This is a genomic window from Selenomonas ruminantium subsp. ruminantium ATCC 12561, from assembly GCF_000424065.1.
GTDB lineage: Bacteria > Bacillota > Negativicutes > Selenomonadales > Selenomonadaceae > Selenomonas_A > Selenomonas_A ruminantium.
Genome location: NZ_AUJE01000007.1, coordinates 47,606 through 66,084, shown reverse-complemented (window position 1 = coordinate 66,084; position 18,479 = coordinate 47,606). Strand labels below are relative to the sequence as shown.

16 protein-coding genes are annotated in these 18,479 nt (G+C 51.5%); all 16 read right to left on the bottom strand.

Annotation, left to right across the window (positions count from 1 at the left end; translation table 11 throughout):
- Positions 1-22 precede the first annotated feature (22 nt).
- Entirely contained in the window at positions 23-619 is a 597-nt protein-coding gene (gene plsY / locus G598_RS0105045; RefSeq protein WP_026766025.1) for a glycerol-3-phosphate 1-O-acyltransferase PlsY, read from the bottom strand.
- On the bottom strand, positions 619-1,950 hold the full coding sequence (der, locus tag G598_RS0105040; RefSeq protein WP_026766024.1) for a ribosome biogenesis GTPase Der: 1,332 nt from the start codon (positions 1,948-1,950) through the stop codon (positions 619-621). Before der ends, plsY begins: the two co-directional genes overlap by 1 nt.
- Positions 1,951-1,971: 21 nt before the next feature.
- Positions 1,972-3,378 (bottom strand): DUF512 domain-containing protein, encoded by a 1,407-nt coding sequence (locus G598_RS0105035; protein WP_026766023.1) that lies wholly within the window; start codon positions 3,376-3,378, stop codon positions 1,972-1,974.
- 91 nt (positions 3,379-3,469) lie between these two features.
- Positions 3,470-4,513, bottom strand: a complete 1,044-nt coding sequence (gene rpsA, locus G598_RS0105030) for a 30S ribosomal protein S1 (RefSeq protein ID WP_245582763.1) — start codon at positions 4,511-4,513, stop codon at positions 3,470-3,472.
- A gap of 2 nt (positions 4,514-4,515) precedes the next feature.
- Complete coding sequence (gene ispH, locus G598_RS0105025; protein ID WP_026766021.1) at positions 4,516-5,343, bottom strand: 4-hydroxy-3-methylbut-2-enyl diphosphate reductase; 828 nt, start codon at positions 5,341-5,343, stop codon at positions 4,516-4,518.
- A 145-nt stretch (positions 5,344-5,488) separates the two neighbouring features.
- Positions 5,489-6,877: a DNA repair protein RadA gene (gene radA, locus G598_RS0105020; protein WP_026766020.1), complete on the bottom strand. Its 1,389-nt coding sequence runs from the start codon at positions 6,875-6,877 to the stop codon at positions 5,489-5,491.
- Between the two features lie 17 nt (positions 6,878-6,894).
- Positions 6,895-7,029 (bottom strand): hypothetical protein, encoded by a 135-nt coding sequence (locus tag G598_RS20345; protein ID WP_272867096.1) that lies wholly within the window; start codon positions 7,027-7,029, stop codon positions 6,895-6,897.
- A complete protein-coding gene (locus G598_RS0105010) occupies positions 7,022-9,526 on the bottom strand; it encodes an ATP-dependent Clp protease ATP-binding subunit (protein WP_026766019.1) in 2,505 nt (834 codons plus the stop codon). The genes G598_RS20345 and G598_RS0105010 overlap by 8 nt, the downstream gene beginning before the upstream one ends.
- Positions 9,527-9,528: 2 nt before the next feature.
- Positions 9,529-10,608 carry an ATP--guanido phosphotransferase gene (locus G598_RS0105005; RefSeq protein ID WP_026766018.1) on the bottom strand — a complete coding sequence of 360 codons (1,080 nt, stop codon included), beginning with the start codon at positions 10,606-10,608 and terminating at the stop codon, positions 9,529-9,531.
- Positions 10,601-11,158 (bottom strand): UvrB/UvrC motif-containing protein, encoded by a 558-nt coding sequence (locus tag G598_RS0105000; RefSeq protein ID WP_026766017.1) that lies wholly within the window; start codon positions 11,156-11,158, stop codon positions 10,601-10,603. Before G598_RS0105000 ends, G598_RS0105005 begins: the two co-directional genes overlap by 8 nt.
- Before the next feature lie 17 nt (positions 11,159-11,175).
- The gene (locus G598_RS0104995) at positions 11,176-11,628 is read right to left on the bottom strand and encodes a CtsR family transcriptional regulator (protein ID WP_026766016.1); all 453 of its coding nucleotides are present in this window, start codon (positions 11,626-11,628) and stop codon (positions 11,176-11,178) included.
- A gap of 128 nt (positions 11,629-11,756) precedes the next feature.
- On the bottom strand, positions 11,757-12,665 hold the full coding sequence (locus G598_RS0104990; protein WP_026766015.1) for a metal ABC transporter substrate-binding protein: 909 nt from the start codon (positions 12,663-12,665) through the stop codon (positions 11,757-11,759).
- A gap of 85 nt (positions 12,666-12,750) precedes the next feature.
- Positions 12,751-14,136: a protein O-GlcNAcase gene (locus G598_RS0104985; protein WP_245582759.1), complete on the bottom strand. Its 1,386-nt coding sequence runs from the start codon at positions 14,134-14,136 to the stop codon at positions 12,751-12,753.
- A 12-nt stretch (positions 14,137-14,148) separates the two neighbouring features.
- Positions 14,149-15,303 carry an acyltransferase family protein gene (locus G598_RS0104980; protein WP_026766013.1) on the bottom strand — a complete coding sequence of 385 codons (1,155 nt, stop codon included), beginning with the start codon at positions 15,301-15,303 and terminating at the stop codon, positions 14,149-14,151.
- Between the two features lie 116 nt (positions 15,304-15,419).
- Positions 15,420-16,664, bottom strand: coding sequence for a methionine gamma-lyase family protein (locus tag G598_RS0104975; RefSeq protein WP_026766012.1), 1,245 nt, complete (start codon positions 16,662-16,664; stop codon positions 15,420-15,422).
- Between the two features lie 7 nt (positions 16,665-16,671).
- Positions 16,672-18,471, bottom strand: a complete 1,800-nt coding sequence (gene hflX / locus G598_RS0104970; protein WP_026766011.1) for a GTPase HflX — start codon at positions 18,469-18,471, stop codon at positions 16,672-16,674.
- Positions 18,472-18,479 lie beyond the last annotated feature (8 nt).

The window sequence follows — 18,479 nt, the reverse complement described above, 5'->3', positions numbered from 1 at the left end:
AATTTTACAACTATCAACAAATTCAGCGTTTTGCCGCCTGAATTTTGCTTTCTGTGCCCTTCAGCAGACGGCCAATGTTACTGTGGTGACGGACAATGATGAATACTGCCGCCAGCACACCAAAGAGAATAAATTCCAAAGAATAATCCATCAGCCAGGCCAATAGCGGTACACAGGCTGCTGCCACAATGGAACCTAAGGACACATAGCCTGTGACCTTTACGATGGCCAGCCACAGTAAAAATACAATCAGAGCCGGCAGGGGCATCAGCATGACCATAACCCCCAAGCCCGTAGCCACGCCCTTGCCACCTTTGAATTTCAGGAACAGGGAACAGGAATGACCAACAATGGCTAAGATACCGCAGACAATCATAAAGACCGGCGTGCCCACGAGCAGAGAAGCAAGATAAACGCTCACCGCGCCTTTGGCAAAGTCCAGCAGGAAAATGGAAATTCCTGCCGGCTTGCCCAGCGTACGCCAGGCATTAGTGGCGCCAATGTTATGACTGCCGTGTTCCCTGAGGTCTGTATGCCAGACAGCCTTGCCCAGCCACAGACCGTTTGGAATCGAGCCCAGAAGATAGGAGAGAATCCCTGCTAGCAGCATGTTCTCCATCAATAATCCTCCTCCTCATCGCGCGCACGGACAATCAGGCGCAGAGGCGTACCCTCAAAGCCATACATTTCGCGCAGACGGTTTTCGATAAACCGCAAGTAAGAGAAGTGCATGAGTTCCGGGTCGTTGACAAAGATGATGAACTTCGGCGGCTTGATATCCGCCTGCGTCATAAAGAGAATCTTGAGACGGCGGCCACGGTGCATCGGCGGCGGGTTAATGGAAACCGCATCGCGGATAAGCTCGTTGAGCACGCTCGTCTTGATGCGCATGGACTGCTGTTCGGCCACATACTTCACGAGTTCCGTCACGCGGCCCACACGCTGGCCGGTCAGAGCCGAAGCATAGAGCACCGGCGCATACTGCAGGAAGCCGATTTCCTCACGCAAGTCTTCGGTAAAGCGCAGGGTTGACTTGTCATCCTTTTCGGGATAGATATCCCATTTGTTGACGACAATCACCACACCCTTGCCGGACTCATGGGCATAACCGGCAATCTTCTTGTCCTGCTCGGTGATGCCTTCAAAGGCATTGATAACCATCAGGACAACATCGGCACGGTCAATGGCACGCAGGGAACGCATCACGCTGTAACGCTCCACCGGCTCATCAATCTTGCCGCGGCGACGCATGCCAGCCGTATCAATCAGCATAAATTTCATATCGTCCTTAACGAAATGCGTATCTATAGCATCACGGGTCGTACCGGCTACATCGCTGACGATAACGCGTTCTTCGCCGAGCAGCTGATTGACGAGGGAAGATTTGCCCACATTCGGACGGCCGATAACGGCAATGCTGATTTCGTCCTCGTCCTTTTCTTCCGGCACTTCTTCAGGGAATGCCGCTACAATGGCATCCAACAAGTCGCCCAGGTTCATAACATTGGTCGCCGAAAGAGGAATCGGGTCACCTAAACCCAGATTATAGAACTCATAGATGTTCATTTCGAGCTGGGGACTGTCAATTTTATTGACGCCTAAGATAACCGGCTTCTTGGTATTGCGCAGAATCTTGGCCACTTCTTCATCAGAAGTCGTAAGGCCAGCCCGGCCATCCACCAAAAAGAGGATTACGTCGGCTTCTTCCATGGCGATTTCCGCCTGGCTGCGCATGGATTTTAAGATATGGTTGCTTTCGTCGAATTCGATACCACCGGTATCAATCATGGTGAACTCATGGTTCAGCCATTCTGCATCCAAATAAATTCTGTCCCGGGTAACGCCGGGCATATCATCAACGATGGAAACGCGTTTCTTGCCAATCTGATTGAACAGCGTGGACTTGCCCACATTCGGGCGTCCTACGATGGCAACAATAGGTTTGCTCATTGTCAGCCTTCTTTCTTATAGTTATTCCGCAGGTTTCGTATAGCCTGCATTGCTCTGCCAGGTATAGGCAGTTTCGCCGCTGCGGTTCTTATGATAAGTTGCCCAGTCGGTAAGCGCATGGTAGTAATCGGCCCCGCCCTGCACCGGCTCTACGCGGATATTCGGGAAATGCGCGGCAAATTCCTGCAGGGTCATATCGTCAAGAAAGATATCTTCCCCAGCTCTAAGCGCCGGTTCGGGAATAATCAATGCCTGCCGCTTATCCGCCTCTGGCATAGACCGCAGCGTATCAATAATATCCTTTGCGGTCAACAGCCCCGATACATTGACCGTTGAACCAAAATGTTTGTTCTCTACCGGCACAATCCGCACCTGCAGATTTTTGACCTGCAAGGATTTCGCCAGTTGTTCCATTACCGGTGCTACGGCGGTTCCCGTCACCACATCAATCACAAAGGGCTCGTCATAGCCATTTGACCGGTCAGAATTTTGATTTGTCAGATTCCAGTCATTGATAAAGCTGCGGGTCAGGCCAATGCCGTTATCGAGCTGCGGGAAGCCGTCATAGAATTCAGTTGGCGGCACTTCGCGGCCAGCCAGAAAGTAGAATTCATCCCCTAAGTAAAGGAACGTGCGCCCTTCCTCCTGCTGGAACTTCTTCTGCCACTTCTCCACCATATCAATGACTCTCGCGGCACCTTCGCGGTCAAACTGCTGCAAGGGATAGGGGTCTGTACGATACTTCGTGATGCCCACAGGCACAATAGCCATGGACAATGCATGGGGACGGCGGGCGGCGATTTCACGGATGGAGCGCTCTAATTCCTCGCCGTCGTTGAGACCCGCACAGAGCACAATCTGCGTATGGTATTCAGCACCAGCTTTTTCGAGATTTTCAAGCTGTTCAGTAATCCGCGCCGCCCCCTTGCAGCGCAACATCTGCGCCCTTAGTTCCGGATTCATGCACTGCACCGACACATAGAGCGGCGACAGGTGAAACTGCTCGATACGCTTGAAGTCCGCCGGTCCCATATTGGTCATGGTCACAAAGTTGCCATAGAGGAAGGACAGGCGATAATCATCATCTTTTATCGACAGACTGTCCCGCATATCCGGGGCAATCATATTGACAAAGCAGAAATAGCAGTTGTTGGCACATTTGCGGATGCCGTCAAATACTGCCGACTCAAATTCCACGCCCAGTTCTTCATCAAAATCCTTGTCAAAGGAAATGATTTCCCGCTCACCATCGGCATGTTCAACCGTCAGGTCGATTTCTTCATCAGCCATGGCAAAGCTTACATCAATGATATCCCGCAGGGGCTGCTCGTTGATGGCGATGATTTTATCACCGGGAACCAGCTCCAGTTCCTCAGCCAGACTTCCCTCATTTACTCTGGATATAATCCCAGCGTATTCCTTACTCATATATTTTCTCTTTCATTCTAGTTCTAATTAAACAAAGGAGTGATGGAAAACATCACTCCCCTGAGTTTATTCTGTTTATTTAGCGAAGCTATTAGTTAGCTTTCGTGATGGACAGCGAAATGCGTTTACGCTTCGTGTCGATGCGCAGAACCTTAACCTTAACTTCATCGCCAACATGAACAGCTTCATCAGCACGTTCAATGCGCTTTTCAGCAAGTTCACCCATCGGAATCAGGCCATCGAAGCCCGGCTCGATTTCCATGAAAGCACCGAAGTCCGTCAGCTTGATGATTTTGCCTTCGATGATGTCGCCTTCAGCATACTTTTCAGCATTGTCGAGCCAGGGATCACGCATGGTGTCTTTTACGGACAGGGAAATGCGCTTTGCATCCTGGTCGATGCTCTTAACGTATACATCCAGTTCCTGACCAACTTCGAGAACATCAGACGGATGCTTCACGCGGTTCCAAGCCAAATCAGAGATATGAGCCAGACCATCTACGCCGCCGATGTCAATGAATGCACCGTAATCAACGATACGCTTAACCGTACCGCGAACAACGGTATCAGCCTGCAGCGTGGAGAATACTTCATCTTCTTTCTCAGCGCGAGCAGCTTCGAGGAGCTTACGGCGGGAAAGAACCAGACGCTGCTTGTGTACATCGATTTCGATGATTTCGCATTCAACCGTCTGACCAGCATATACGGACAGATCTTTTACGAAATGCAGTTCCATCTGGGAAGCCGGGATAAAGCCACGGAGACCATTTACGGAAGCTACGAGACCGCCCTTAACTACCTGATTGATGGTAGCCTGTACCGTTTCGCCACGTTCCATGATGGCTTCCATTTCCTTCCAGGCAACCATGCGGTCAGCCTTAACCTTGGAAAGAATGCCACCGTTGTCGCCGCCCAGGGAAACGATGTAAACATCGATTTTGTCGCCAACTTTTACTACGTCCTCAGCGGACTCCGGAGCCGGATAAGCCAGCTCGCGCTTCGGAATAGCAATTTCCTGCTTGTATCCGATATCAACATAAGCTTCATCGCGGGAAACCTGAATAACTTCGCCCGTAACCACGGTACGTTCCTCGATATTCGGCATTGCCTCCTCGCTTGCTAAGAGTTCTTCCATATTCATCTGTTCTGACACTTTTTATATACCTCCTTGATAATCCAGTCAGGTGTTGAAGCACCCGCTGTAATACCAATTTTTTCAATTTTATCAAACCACTCGTCCTGCAGTTCTTCTGCTGTTTCGATATGGTAAGTTAAGCATTTTTCTGCACAAATCTGAGCAAGCCTTGTCGTATTTGCACTGTTCTTGCCACCAATAACCAACATCATATCAACCTTGGCTGCAAGCTCTAAAGCTGCTTTTTGGCGCTGATCTGTAGCTGTACAAATGGTTCGCTGTATGTGAACATCTCTGGATTTATCCAACAAACGCGTTACAATACTTTTGAATTTGTCTCCGGAAAATGTTGTCTGGCAAACAACACCTAACTTTGCACAAGAATCCAAGGCTTCTGCCTCTTCCTCTGTTTCAACTACTACGGCCTTTCCTCCCGACCATTCAAAAATACTGTGCACTTCAGGATGCTTCTTTTCACCGACGATGACCACCTTGCAACTACTATCTGCCAATTTTTTAGCCGAAAGCTGTGCTTTTTTCACATGGGGACAAGTCGCATCCACCAAGTTCAAGCCACGGCGCTCTGCTTCTTCATAAATTTCCGGCCCCACACCATGGGAGCGGATAATCACAGTACCCTTATCCATCTCTGCTAACGCATCTACCGTGCCAACGCCCTGAGTTTTCAAGCGTTCCACCACTTGGGGATTATGGATAATCGGTCCTAATGTTGAAGAAGTGCCATCAGCGGAAGCATTCTCCTGTGCAATGGTTACAGCCCGTTTTACGCCGTAACAAAAGCCAAGATAATCTGCTAAAATGACTTCCATACATCAACCACCACTATTTTATTATGCAAAAACAGTTATACTTTCAGCCCGTTTTCACAATCTAACATACATAATAGCATAGCAAGCCATTGTTTGGCAAGAAATTTTTTAAGCAATTCTTTCAGAACAGGATATTTTCTTTATTTTAACCCCTTGGCATAGCCAATTTCAACGCATCACCGATGGTTTCTGCTCCATAAAGCCTTATTCCTTTAACTTCCTTAGCCAGCTGGCGGTAATTTTTCATTGGCAGGACAACGTGCTCAAAACCTAAGCGTTTGGCTTCGTTGATGCGCACATCGGCCTGACCTACCGCCCGAACCTCACCGGACAACCCCACTTCGCCGAAAACAATCGTCTTGGGACGGATTTGCCGGTTCGCAAAGCTCGATGCCATAGCCACGCAAATGCCTAAATCAGCGGCAGGTTCATCAATCTTAATGCCCCCCGCTACCTTCACATACACATCGCAGGCGCCTACCTGCAGATGGACGCGCTTTTCGAGCACCGCCAACAGCAGCTGAATCCGCTTGATATCCACGGAATCGGCCGTGCGGCGCGGCGGCACATAGGGAGTCGGCGCCACGAGCGCCTGCAATTCTACCAGTAGCGGCCTTGTGCCTTCTACGGTGGGAATAATCACCGTACCGCTATCCCCCTCCCGGTCCGACAGGAACAATTTGGACGCATCCGGCACATCCACCAGACCGATATCGCGCATTTCAAACAGCCCCAATTCATTGGTACTACCGAAACGATTCTTGACCGCCCGCAGTACCCGGTACTCAGCATTGCGCTCACCCTCAAAGTACAGCACCGTATCCACGATATGTTCAAGTACTCGCGGCCCGGCCAGATTGCCTTCCTTCGTCACATGGCCGATAACAAAAGCTGCTATGCCCTTGCCTTTGGCAATGCGCAGAATATCCACGGCACATTCCCTCACCTGCGATACACTGCCCGGCGCGCTCTGCACTTCCGGCTTGAATACAGTCTGAATGGAGTCAATGACCAAAAGTTCCGGCTTGGTATTTTCGATATGCGCTTCAATCGTTTCCATATTGGTCTCACTGACCACATAGAGCTTATCGGCAATGGCATTTAACCGATCCCCACGCATGCGCACTTGCCGCGTGCTTTCCTCACCGGTAACATAGAGTACACTGCGGCCGGCACGAGCCACATCCGCACAGACACGCAGGGTCAGGCTCGACTTACCCACGCCGGGGTCACCGACAATCAGTACCATCGAACCGGGGATAACGCCACCGCCCAAGACTCTGTCGAGTTCCTCCGAACCGGTGGCAAAGCGCGGCAAGTCCTCAATGGCCACCTCGCCAATGGGCTGCGGCTTTTGCGCATCGGAAAGGCCTAAGCGCAAACCGCCGCCAGAAGATGTGCCGCCCGCTTCCGGAGTAACCACTTCTTCCACCATCGTATTCCAGGCCCCGCAGCCCGGACATTTGCCCAGCCACTTAGGCACTTCATAGCCGCAATCCTGACAAACAAAGACCGTCTTTTTCTTTTTGGCCAAAATAATTCCTCCGAATCCTATCCTCTGCCGAGGATTTTTTTACAAAATCTGATGATATGACGGCCCAGCCAGACAATAGCCCAGAAAAAATTCGTGCCGAAGTTCAACAGCCGGCTCCCCAAGCCTGAAGGCTGCAGCTGATTTTTAGGCATTGACCTTCTCCTTTACCGCTTTGGGGCGCACTGTTTTGCGCGGCAGCTTCTTGGTAAATTCCAACTCCTTGCCATTCTTGCGGATGGCAATGGTATCTCCTGCCTTGAACTTACCGGCCAGCAGCATTTCTGCGATTTCATCTTCCACAAGTTTTTGAATGGCACGTTTTAAAGGACGGGCACCAAATTTGAAATCCGTACCTTCGTCCACGAGTTTTCCACGGGCAGACGGACTGATTTCCAGCTGGATATCCTTTTCCTGCAGGCGCTTTTTAACATCCTGCAGCAGGATATCCACGATTTTCGTCAGTTCCGGACGGCCTAACGGATGGAATACCAGCTGTTCGTCTACACGGTTCAAAAACTCCGGCTTAAATACATGTTTTACCTCATCCAATACCCGCTTTTCTGCTGCCTTTTCTGCCGCCTGCTGTTCGTCCTTCTCATTCACGGCAAAGCCCATAACGCCAGTGCTTTGCTTCAAGAGATTGGCTCCGGCATTGGACGTCATGATAATCACGCTGTTGCGGAAATCAACGGTACGGCCCTGCCCATCGGTCAAGCGGCCGTCATCGAGCACCTGCAGCAGAATATTGAACACATCGGGATGAGCCTTTTCGATTTCATCGAGCAGGATAATGGAATAGGGCTTGCGGCGCACCGCATCGGTGAGCTGGCCGCCCTCCTGATAGCCGACATAGCCCGGAGGCGCCCCCACCATACGGGAAACCGTATGCTTTTCCATATACTCGGACATATCAAAGCGGATAATCGCGTCTTCGGAACCAAAGAGCGCACTCGCCAGTGTCCGGGCAAGCTCGGTCTTGCCTACTCCGGTCGGCCCCAAGAACAGAAAAGAGCCAATCGGACGTTTGGGGTCTTTTAAGCCCGAACGCGCCCGGCGGATGGCCTTGGCAATAGCTTTGACCGCTTCGCTCTGGCCGATAACCCGCGCACTTAATATCTTTTCCAACTTTAACAGCTTAGCTGATTCAGATGCAGCCAGCTGACTTACGGGAATTCCCGTCCACTGGGCAGTTACCGCCGCAATATCCTCAGCCGTCACCGTAATGTGATTTTTGCCCTTCTTCTCCCAGGCCTGCTGTTTATCCGCCAATTCTTCCTGCAACTGCTGAGATTTATCCCGCAAGCTCGCCGCCCGCTCATACTCCTGGGCAGTGATGGCCGCGTCCTTTTCAATCAGGGTTTGTTTAAGTTCCTCACGCAGATTCTGAATGGCTTCCGTAGGTGCAACCTGCCCCATACGCACCTTGGAGGCCGCTTCATCCATCAAATCGATCGCCTTATCCGGCAAAAAGCGGTCAGTAATATAACGGTGAGACAAACGCACTGCCGCCCGAATGGCCTCGTCTTCGATGGTTGCCCGATGAAATTCCTCGTATTTACTCCGCAGGCCAAACAAAATTTTCTCCGCATCTTCCTCCGTGGGTTCTTCCACCATAATCGGCTGGAACCTGCGGGACAGCGCCGCATCTTTTTCGAGATACTTCTTGTATTCGTCCAAAGTGGTGGCACCGATAATCTGTATCTCGCCCCGTGAGAGCGCAGGCTTCAAGATATTAGCGGCATCCAAAGAGCCTTCACCGGCACCCGCGCCGACTAAAGTATGCATTTCATCAATAAAGAGAATGATATTGCCGGCCCGCTGAATTTCTTCAATCACGCCTTTAAGGCGTTCCTCAAATTCACCGCGGTACTTAGCCCCGGCTACCAAAGAGGCCATCGACAGGGACATGACCACTTTATCCTGCAGCATATAGGGAACAGTGCCCTCGACAATACGCTGGGCCAGTCCTTCGGCAATAGCCGTCTTGCCCACGCCCGGCTCACCTAAGAGCACCGGATTATTTTTCGTGCGGCGGGAAAGAATCTGAATGACCCGCTGAATTTCCGTTTCCCTGCCCACCACGGGGTCCATCTGGGATTCACGCGCCATTTTATTGAGGTCACGGCCGTATTTTTTGAGAAGCGGCGTATTTTCACGCCCATGACGCCCCCGCTTTGCCCCTTCCTCCGGCATTTCGCCATCGGGATGTTGGGCATCAATCCGGTCCATGACCTCGTCCTGCAGGGCATCGGGATTAACGCCCATAAGTTCCAATACCTCAACAGCCGCCCCCTCGGTTTCCTCCAGCAGGCTCAGCAGGATATGCTCCGTGCCGATATAGTTATGCCCCAAACTTTGGGCTTCTTCAAAGGCGCCCTCCATCACCCGCTTGGCGCGCGGGGTGTAATAGGGATTATCCGAAGGATATTCTGCCTCCTGCGAGGCAATGCGCTTCACCTGGGCCGCTGCCTGTTCAAAGCTCATGCCCAGTGCGCCCATTGCCCTGGCTGCCAGCCCTTCCCGCTCGTGGAGAAGGCCCAGCAATATATGTTCCGTGCCGATGTAATCCTGAGCCAAATCCCTTGCCATATACTGCGCAAATTCAATGGCCTTGATTGCACGGCGCGTAAAGTGATTTCGATAATCCATGGTCATTCCTCCAGGCTCACCTGATGTTCCTCAATAATGCGCCGCATATGCTGGGCCCGCAATCTGTCGACTTCCGCTTTCGAGAGATTTTCATTTGCAGCCAGGTTCTGCAAAAAGCTCGTGCGGCTGGCCAGGAGCATCTGCCCATAACATTCCGGCGCCACGCCCCGGATAAGTTTCAAATCCATGCCCAGACGCAGGCGGGACAGCAGTTCCAAAACTTCCTTTTCCGACAGCAGACGGGCATAGGAGAGCGTGCCAAAAGCGCGCCAAACTTCATCTTCGAGCCGTTCCTTCATGTAAAGCGCCAAAGCCTTCCGTGCCCGGCGTTCATGGGCCACAATTTCCGTCACTGCGCCCCGCAGATTATCGATAAGCTCCTGCTCCGAATAGCCGAGCGTCAGCTGATTGGCAATCTGGAACAAACAGCCGGGCTGCTCCTTCTCATCACCGAACAACGGACGCACCGCGAGTCCCAGCTGCGGGGAAATATTGATGATGTTGCTGACATTGCGGGTAAAGACCAGCCCCGGCAAGTGCAATAGCACGGCCGCCCTAAGCCCTGTTCCCAAATTCGTCGGACTCGACGTCAGATAGCCCATCTTTTCATCAAAGGCAATGTCCAGCTGTCCTTCCAAGATATCGTCAATGGCAAAAGTTTTCTTCAGCGGTTTGGCCAAATCCAGCCCTGCCGTTATGCACTGAATGCGGATATGGTCGTCCTCATTGACCATCAAGCTGATATCCTGTTTTTTCGTGAGATATACTGCCCGATGCTGCGGGCTGCGCATCAACCGTTCACTGATCAACTGTTTTTCGCGTAAAACCTCCCGCTGCAGTGGCGAAAGTTTTTCCATCTCCATGACGAGCATTGGTTCTTCAGTTACAGCCTGCAGGGCTGGAATTGCCCCTGCGAGCCGTTCTTCCACCTTGCCCAGTTCATGGAGGTCAGCCCGGTTCGGAAAGGGAATATCGCGCAGATTGCGCGACAGCAAAATCCTGCTGGCCAAAACTACATCATTATCCGCACCCTCCGGCTGCAGCCAGCTCAGGCGGTTATCCTGCAATATTGCCTCACGCATTTTCTCTGCCCCCTTCCTTGGCGGCCAGTTCCTGTTTCATGGCCCGTATCTTGTCCCGCAGTTCAGCAGCCTTTTCGTATTCTTCCTGTTCCACACAGGCCTTTAACTGCTGCTGAAGCAGGCTGATGTTCTGTTTCAGTTCCAAAGTGCCGCCGCTGCGATGCGGAATTTTGCCCCGATGTACGCTCGAACCATGAATTCTGCGCAAAATCGGCTCCAACTGCTGACGGAACGTCGCATAGCAAGCCGCACAGCCGATTTTACCCGTCTGGCTGAAATCCTGATAGCTCATACCACAACGCGGGCAGACCAATTCGCCTGCCGCATTCGTACCTCGATTTTCTTCTGCCGGAACATTGTTGGCACTGTTAAAAATGCCCCGTAAAAAATCATCTACTGATACATGACGCTTATCCTGCTGCGGTACACCGGCAAATTCACTGTAACCTGCCGCACAGGACTCACATAAATTCTTTTCCACCCGGCCGTCAGGGCCAATCTGGGTAATATGGACTACCGCTTCATGGCGGCCGCAATCATCACATAACATACTTAGTCCCTCTTTCCTTACGAGAAGTTTTCCAAGGTCAGCAGCATGGTCTTAAGCATCCGCACTCGTTCTTTGTCCGTAATGCTCTCCGACTGGAAGATGGACACGACAAACTGCATCATCAGGGACGCTTCCCGTCCCGTTATCATCTCATGCTGCAGGAGATATTTAATCATAGACTGTACAACCGGCAGTTCCGTATCCACCTTAATCGCCGCAAGCATGTCCTCATAGACCATGTTCTTTACCGGCACCTGCACAATGCGGATAAAACCGCCCAAGCCGCGCCGCGACTCCACCACAAACCCTTTATCCTGGGTAAAGCGGGTGGACAGCACATAACTAATCTGGGAGGGCGCACAGGAAATCTCATCGGCGATATCCGTACGTCTAAGCTCCACCTTGCCGTCCTGCTGTGTCGCCAGCTGCCGCAGGATATAGGCTTCAATCAAATCGGCAATATTGCTCATTTCATCACCCTCTATATTAATCACAATTGACCATTTGACTTTTATTCTATTATATTTGTTTTTTTGACTTTTGGCAAGAAAAAAACTGACCAGTCAATTTGACTGGTCAGTCCACAGCGGCGCTAAAATCACTGCAAGGCTTCTTTGAGCACTGCCATATTCTTTTTCATGGTATCGATATAGGCATCAATAGCCGCTTCGTTGGCTTCGCCCGTTACCACCGGGTCAAGCTGGTAAATCTTTGCGCCCGTCTCCCGCGCAATGGTTTCGGCTGCCGCCGGTGAATACTGCGGTTCCGTAAAGAGTACCTTGGTATCAAGGCCCTTCACCTGCTTAATCGTATCCTCAAGCTCCTGCGGCGTCGGTTCCGTGCCCGGCTCGCGCTCAATCACGCTGACGATATTGAGCTTGAACTCCTTGGCTAAGTAAGGGAACGCCTCATGGAAGGTCACGATATCCTTATGCGGCAGGTTATCCAGCTCGTTGTGCATTTCCTCTTTGAGCTTTTCGAGTTTCATGCAATAGTCCAGCGCATTCTTGCGATAGGCATCTTTGTGCTCAGGGTCAGCTTCACAAAGCTCGGCGGTAATCGCCTTGACCTGGGCAATGGCATAAGTCACCGACAGCCATACATGCGGGTTTTCCTCGTCGCCGTCTTTGAGCAGATTGATGTCCTTGTAATTGGACGCCTCAACGGTCTTCATCTTTGGATTCTGCTTGGCTGCTTTTTCCAAAAAGCTTTCCATGCCAGCACCATTTACGACAAATACATCTGCACTTTCCAAGGTCTTCATATCCTCAGTGGTCAGCTGATAATCATGCAGGCAGCCGGTCTGTGGCTTGGTCATATTGACCACCTTGACGCCTTCCACACCTTTGGTGATGTTCAGCACATCAATGTACATAGGATAAAAGGACGTGACGATGGTAAATTCCTTCTTGTCCTTATTGGCGGCATTTTCCCCGCCACAGCCAACTGCTGCTATGCAGAATAGTGCAGCTAACAGTATACTCATTAACTTTTTCAAGCTTAACAACTCCTCTCTTGGGGATATTCTAAATGAGAACAAAACCCATTTTAACGGGCAACAACGGAGTTGTCAAGTTAATTGAGTAATATTATCAATCATTCATATGTGTATATAATTCATCCGCAAAGGCTCTTGCCGCTGTTTCGGAAATCCGTGCGTCTTTGTCATGCGCCTTTACTTCTTCTAAGACTTTAATAAAATCAGCCTTTGTTTTCTCCCCTGCCAGTACCTGCACCCCCAGCATATCGGCCTGCACAATGCGCTGGAGCTGCTCTAACTGTGGCTGACACTCCTTCAGGACATTCTTAGGCAGTTCTGCCTGCAATTTCTCAATTGACTGGTCAAGTTTTGACAAGTCAGCCATAAGTTTTTTCCCATTGGCGCTATCCTGCCAGTAAGCATTCATCTGCTGACGCAGCGCTGCGCCGTCTTCCGGGCCGATAACTGCCCAGCTCACCACCATATGCTGACTTTGGTCGGCAAAGGCTTCCATATCCTCAGCCAGGCTGCCATACTGTGCCTTAATGGCTTTATGCCATGCTTTCTGCGCATCGTATTTGCCAGGATTTAAGGCGTACTCTGCCCCCGTAGCCAACGAAATCTTCGAAAGCTCCGCATGTTTCATGGGGTTAAAGAAAATCGCCGGAATTTCTGCCGCCATCGGCAATTTTTCCACAGGGCCCAACGCCAGTTTGGCTTCCAGATAGTCGCTGACGGGATAGTTCCACCAAATGCCCAGCTGACGTCCATAAAGTTTATTGGCACGAGCATAGTCCACATCACGGAGTCCGTCCGGCACAACTTTTTCCCCCGTGTAAAGTACGAGGATATCCTTGTCCAAGGTCGCGGAAAAATCCTTTGTGTATTCCTTTATCTGCCCTTCGCTTTCCATATCCTGCCGGAAATATTCCGTCGGTACAGCGATTAAGGGATTGATGTCCTTATGCTGCGCAATAAAGTTAGCGTTTACCCAGTTCAAAAATTTCGCCTGACCCTTGCCGTCCTTGTTTTGGATATCATCAAAGAAAATGGCAAAGTCCCTTACCCCCATATCATACATGGCGGTAAGTTTTTTGAGCATAGCCTGCTTATCCTGCTCGGCTTCCTGCCCGCTAAAGTGAATATCCAGCCCCGGAGAAATTGCAAAGATAAATTTTACCTGCTGTTTTTTTGACTCGTCAATCAAGGCTTGCAAATCAGCCATCTTATCAGCCGGATACATTTCCCGCCATTTTGCGCGGTGATAGGCATCGTCTTTAGGCGCATAGATATAAGCATTCAGCTTATGTTCATGGCAGAATTGCAGCATAGAAAGCCGGTCGGCCTGCGACCAGGGCGTACCATAAAAACCTTCCACCACGCCCCGCAATGGAATTGCCGGAGCACTGAACGCCGGCATACTGCCATATACCGCCACAGCCAGCATGGCAACCAGCCCTAGCAGGCATTTCCATTTACCCGTCAAGAATTTCATCATCAGAACCTCCTCTTACAGCTTGAAAATAATTTGCCGCTTATACAGGAAATTGGCCACCGGCAGCCAAAGCGCTACCCAAAGCGCGGCATAAAATAGTATACTGAGCGGTGCGCCCAATACTCCCAGCAATGTATTTTGCCAAAGCCAGACATAAACCGGCACACCCTGAACCGGCAGATACCAAAGGAACAACAATATTCTATCCGGAACGACAAACATAAACAGCGGATTATGCCCCAATAAGCGGAACGGCGTAAAAAGCCACTCCGTAAAATCAGGAAACAGACTGCACGACATCTGCAAAAGTCCCAACAGCAACATGAAGCCGCCACTGGTCAGCAGCACATAAGGCGCCGTCCACAGCTGTTTACTGATAATGTCCAAATAGCTCCAGGCACCACCCACAATCAACAATACCGTACCGCTAACCAAGAGCAACAGCACACGCTCAAACACAGGCGCGCTTTCCAAGGTCAACTGCCGCCCTGCCAGCATTCCCCACAAAAAGGACGCCGTAGCCGCAATTGTCCCATAAAGCCCCTCCGGGTCAAACGCCTTTCCCTGATAACAATGGGCCGCACCGGGGAACAAGCCATCAATCAGCATGCTGATGTTGTTGTCCGGACTGAACGGATTGGTGGTATCGTAAAGATGAAAACAGGTAGAGGACAAGAACAAAAGCAATAACGCCATAATGGCAATCAGTTTTTCACTGCGCAGCCACCAGGTGATAATCATACCAAAAAAATACACCAAACCAAGTCGCTGAAGAACGCCCAGCACCCGGCCATGTTCAGCAATATCCGTCCATAGGGAAACACCGGCAGGCGGATAAAAAATATGCTGCAATAAGAGCGGCAGCTGGTTCAATACGATGCCCAACAAAATCAACAGCGCCGAGCGCCGGAAGATGATATTGAACTTATCCCATGGATTGTCCCCTTTATGCTTAGGAAACCACAAAGCCCCTGCTGCCCCCATAATGAAGACAAACCCTGGGAAAGCCAAATCCGCCAGCGTGAGCCCCGCCCAAGGTGCATGCAGAAGCAGCGGATAAGCCTGTTCAAAGTTCGGCAGGGAATTGACCAGCAGCATTATGGCAATAGCCAATCCCCGGAAGATGTCTACGGCGGGCAGCCGCCGTTTATTCTTAAATTCGATTAACATAACAACCTCTATTCTAAACCACTATTATCGCAGAAAAGCAGGGCGGCCTGCGCCATCCCTGCTCCTTTATCATACCTTATTTTTATGCTTTTTGTAAAGAGTTGCTACATTTAGTTTTACTTGTCCAAATCCTCAATGGCCTGCGCGGCGCCCATAATGCCGATAACGGCATGTTCAAAAGTCAGGCCGCCCTGCAAATAGACGTTGTAAGGTGCGCGCATCGGGCCGTCGGCACTGAATTCAATGGATGCGCCCTGCACGAAAGTACCTGCCGCCATGATAATCTGGTCGGCATAGCCCGGCATATCCCAAGGCTCCGGTGCTGCATAGGAATCCACCGGGGAATACTTCTGAATGCCGCCGCAGAAGGCTACCATCTTTTCGGCCGTGCCGAGCTCGATGGCCTGAATGATATCGCCGCGCACATCCGTGGGCAGCGGCAGCGTCTTATAGCCTAAGCGGGCAAACATGCCGGCGGCAAAGATGGCGCCCTTGATGGACTGCGCCACCACATGGGGAGCTAGGAACAAGCCCTGGAACAGCAGGCGGTTGTTGGCGAGGCTTGCGCCCAGTTCATCACCCATGCCCGGTGCCGTCAGACGATAGGAAGCCAGTTCCACCAATTTATCCTTGCCGACGATATAGCCGCCCGTCGGCGCAATGCCGCCACCGGGGTTTTTAATCAGGGAACCGGCCATAATATCTGCACCCACCTGCGTCGGCTCCAACGTATCCACAAACTCGCCATAGCAGTTATCCACAAAGCAGATGCAGTCCGGCTTAAGGCGGTGCACTTCGGCGCAGATGGCCTTGATATCCTCGATGGACAGAGGATTTCTCATGCTGTAGCCGCGGGAGCGCTGAATCTCCACCATCTTGGTCTTGTCGGTGATGACGTTTTTGATGCCGTCCATATCGACTTTGCCATCAATCATGGACAGTTCGTTATAGAGCACGCCGAATTCCTTGAGGGAACCGGGGCTGGGATTGTCATAGCCGATAACCGTCTGCATGGTATCATAGGGCTTGCCCGTCAGCGATACGAGCTCGTCGCCGGGACGCAGGATGCCGAACAGCACCGTAGCGAGTGCATGGGTGCCTGACACAAACTGCGTGCGCACCAAAGCGCGTTCCGCACCAAAGATTTTCGCATAGAGTTCTTCGAGCTTGCTGCGGCCGATATCGTCATAGGCATAGCCGGAAGTCGTGTTGAAATGCGCGTCCGAAACCTTGCATTCACGCATGGCATCGAGCACCTTCAGCGTGTTTTCCTCGGCAATCGCGTCCACATGTGCAAAGAGCTCCTGCGACTCTGCCAATACTTCTTTTTTGAGGTCAACGATTTTCTGTGAAAAAGCCAATGTAAACTTACTCCTTTAATTCATACTTTGTGAAATTATCTTTTTCCGATAAGGGCAGGCGCACTTCCACCTTCGTGCCTGTCTCCTCATACGCCGTTTCCACCACGGCGTTTAATTTATGCAGTTTCGTGACTGCCGCCCCTTCATCATAGGGAATCAAGAGCGTCATGCGCACCTGACTTTCCTGGAAAAAGCCTTCGATACGCCGCTGCAGGGCATCGAGATTTTCTCCCGTCATAGCCGAGATAAAGACGCCATCGCGCCCATGTAAGAGCTGTTCTCTTATATGGGGATTCGCAAGCTGGTCCGCCTTGTTAAAGACATAGAGCACGGGCTTGCCGTCTGCTTCCAGTTCTTTGAGCACCGCCACCACGGCTTCAATCTGGGCTTCGAGATTTTCATTGCTGCAATCGACCACATGCAGGAGCAAATCGGCTTCCTGCACTTCCTCCAAGGTTGCCCGGAAAGCCTTGACCAGGGTATGGGGCAGTTTTTGGATAAAGCCTACGGTATCGGTCAGCAGTATCTCCTGCTTTTCCGGCAGCTGCAGATGGCGGGTTGTCGGGTCAAGGGTCGCAAAGAGCTTATCTTCGGCAAAAACCTCGGAACCTGTAAGCTTGTTTAAGAGTGTGGACTTGCCCGCATTGGTATAGCCCACCAGGGCCACGAGGGGAATCTGCGACTCCTTGCGGCGCTTGCGGTGCAGGCTGCGGCTTTTCTTCATGCCGTCAATCTGTTCTTCGATATCGTGAATCTTGCTGTAAATCCGCCGTCTGTCCACTTCGAGTTTGGTTTCACCGGGGCCGCGGGTACCAATACCGCCGCCGAGGCGGGATAGTGCCAGGCCCTGTCCGCTAAGCCGGGGCAGATTATAGCGGAGTTGCGCCAGTTCTACCTGCAGCTTACCCTCACGGGAGCGCGCCCGCTGGGCAAAGATATCGAGAATCAACGCCGTGCGGTCAATGACCTTGACGCCTAACATCCGTTCCAGATTGCGCTGTTGGGAAGGCGTCAGTTCATCATCGAGAATCAGGAGAGTCGCTTCTAAATTCTGAATCTCCATCGCCAGCTCATTGACCTTCCCGCGGCCTAAGAAAAACGCCGCATCCGGCTTTTCCTTGCGCTGGGTAAAGGTAGCTACAACCTTGGCGCCGGCCGTATCGGCAAGGCGTTCAAGTTCCGCCATGGATTCTTCAATAGGCCAGCTGCTTCCAGGACGTTCCACACCGGCAAGGATGGCCCGCTCTACTTCATCATCGGTGCTCTTGGTGCTCTGGGCCGCCAATTTTTTATTGACCACCGTGACCAACAGATTCAAATTGATTTGCGCGAGTATCTTATCCTCTGCAGGGCCATACTGGGTCAACAGCTGCGTGCCGTCCTCGCTCATTTCGCCCGCAAAGAACGCCAGGCAGCCGATAATCTTTTTGTCCTTGCGTCCAATGGCCGCCATGCAGTCAAAGCGCAGACGGCGCAGGGAGGATAAATCCGGCGCACTCAGGCGCACATCCCCGCTCGGATGGGTATGAATGCAGCGAATCCCCGACAGACGCAAATCCGAGCGGGTCTTTTGCTTGAACTCCGGCAAGTCCACCGTCGCGGTATCGCCCAAGGATACCTGCACGACCTTGCCCTGACGGTTCAGGTATACCGCCACTTCCCTGTCTGTATCCTCGGTGATGGCCAGCATTTCCTCGTTGAGTTCCCGCGTGGAAATCTGCCCGATGGGCACCCGCATATCATAGAGGGCCTTGAGTTTTTTCAGAATATACGTTTTGATATTGGCTAAATCGCCATTTACTTGCATAGCAATCT

Excerpts from the sequence above, each read along its gene's own strand:
- plsY (WP_026766025.1), bottom strand. The coding sequence starts at position 619 with ATGGAGAACATGCTGCTAGCAGGGATTCTCTCCTATCTTCTGGGCTCG.
- der (WP_026766024.1), bottom strand. The coding sequence starts at position 1,950 with ATGAGCAAACCTATTGTTGCCATCGTAGGACGCCCGAATGTGGGCAAG.
- G598_RS0105035 (WP_026766023.1), bottom strand. The coding sequence starts at position 3,378 with ATGAGTAAGGAATACGCTGGGATTATATCCAGAGTAAATGAGGGAAGT.
- rpsA (WP_245582763.1), bottom strand. The coding sequence starts at position 4,513 with ATGGAAGAACTCTTAGCAAGCGAGGAGGCAATGCCGAATATCGAGGAA.
- ispH (WP_026766021.1), bottom strand. The coding sequence starts at position 5,343 with ATGGAAGTCATTTTAGCAGATTATCTTGGCTTTTGTTACGGCGTAAAA.
- G598_RS20345 (WP_272867096.1), bottom strand. The coding sequence starts at position 7,029 with ATGCCTAAAAATCAGCTGCAGCCTTCAGGCTTGGGGAGCCGGCTGTTG.
- G598_RS0105010 (WP_026766019.1), bottom strand. The coding sequence starts at position 9,526 with ATGGATTATCGAAATCACTTTACGCGCCGTGCAATCAAGGCCATTGAA.
- G598_RS0105005 (WP_026766018.1), bottom strand. The coding sequence starts at position 10,608 with ATGCGTGAGGCAATATTGCAGGATAACCGCCTGAGCTGGCTGCAGCCG.
- G598_RS0105000 (WP_026766017.1), bottom strand. The coding sequence starts at position 11,158 with ATGTTATGTGATGATTGCGGCCGCCATGAAGCGGTAGTCCATATTACC.
- G598_RS0104995 (WP_026766016.1), bottom strand. The coding sequence starts at position 11,628 with ATGAGCAATATTGCCGATTTGATTGAAGCCTATATCCTGCGGCAGCTG.
- G598_RS0104985 (WP_245582759.1), bottom strand. The coding sequence starts at position 14,136 with ATGATGAAATTCTTGACGGGTAAATGGAAATGCCTGCTAGGGCTGGTT.
- G598_RS0104980 (WP_026766013.1), bottom strand. The coding sequence starts at position 15,303 with ATGTTAATCGAATTTAAGAATAAACGGCGGCTGCCCGCCGTAGACATC.
- hflX (WP_026766011.1), bottom strand. The coding sequence starts at position 18,471 with ATGCAAGTAAATGGCGATTTAGCCAATATCAAAACGTATATTCTGAAA.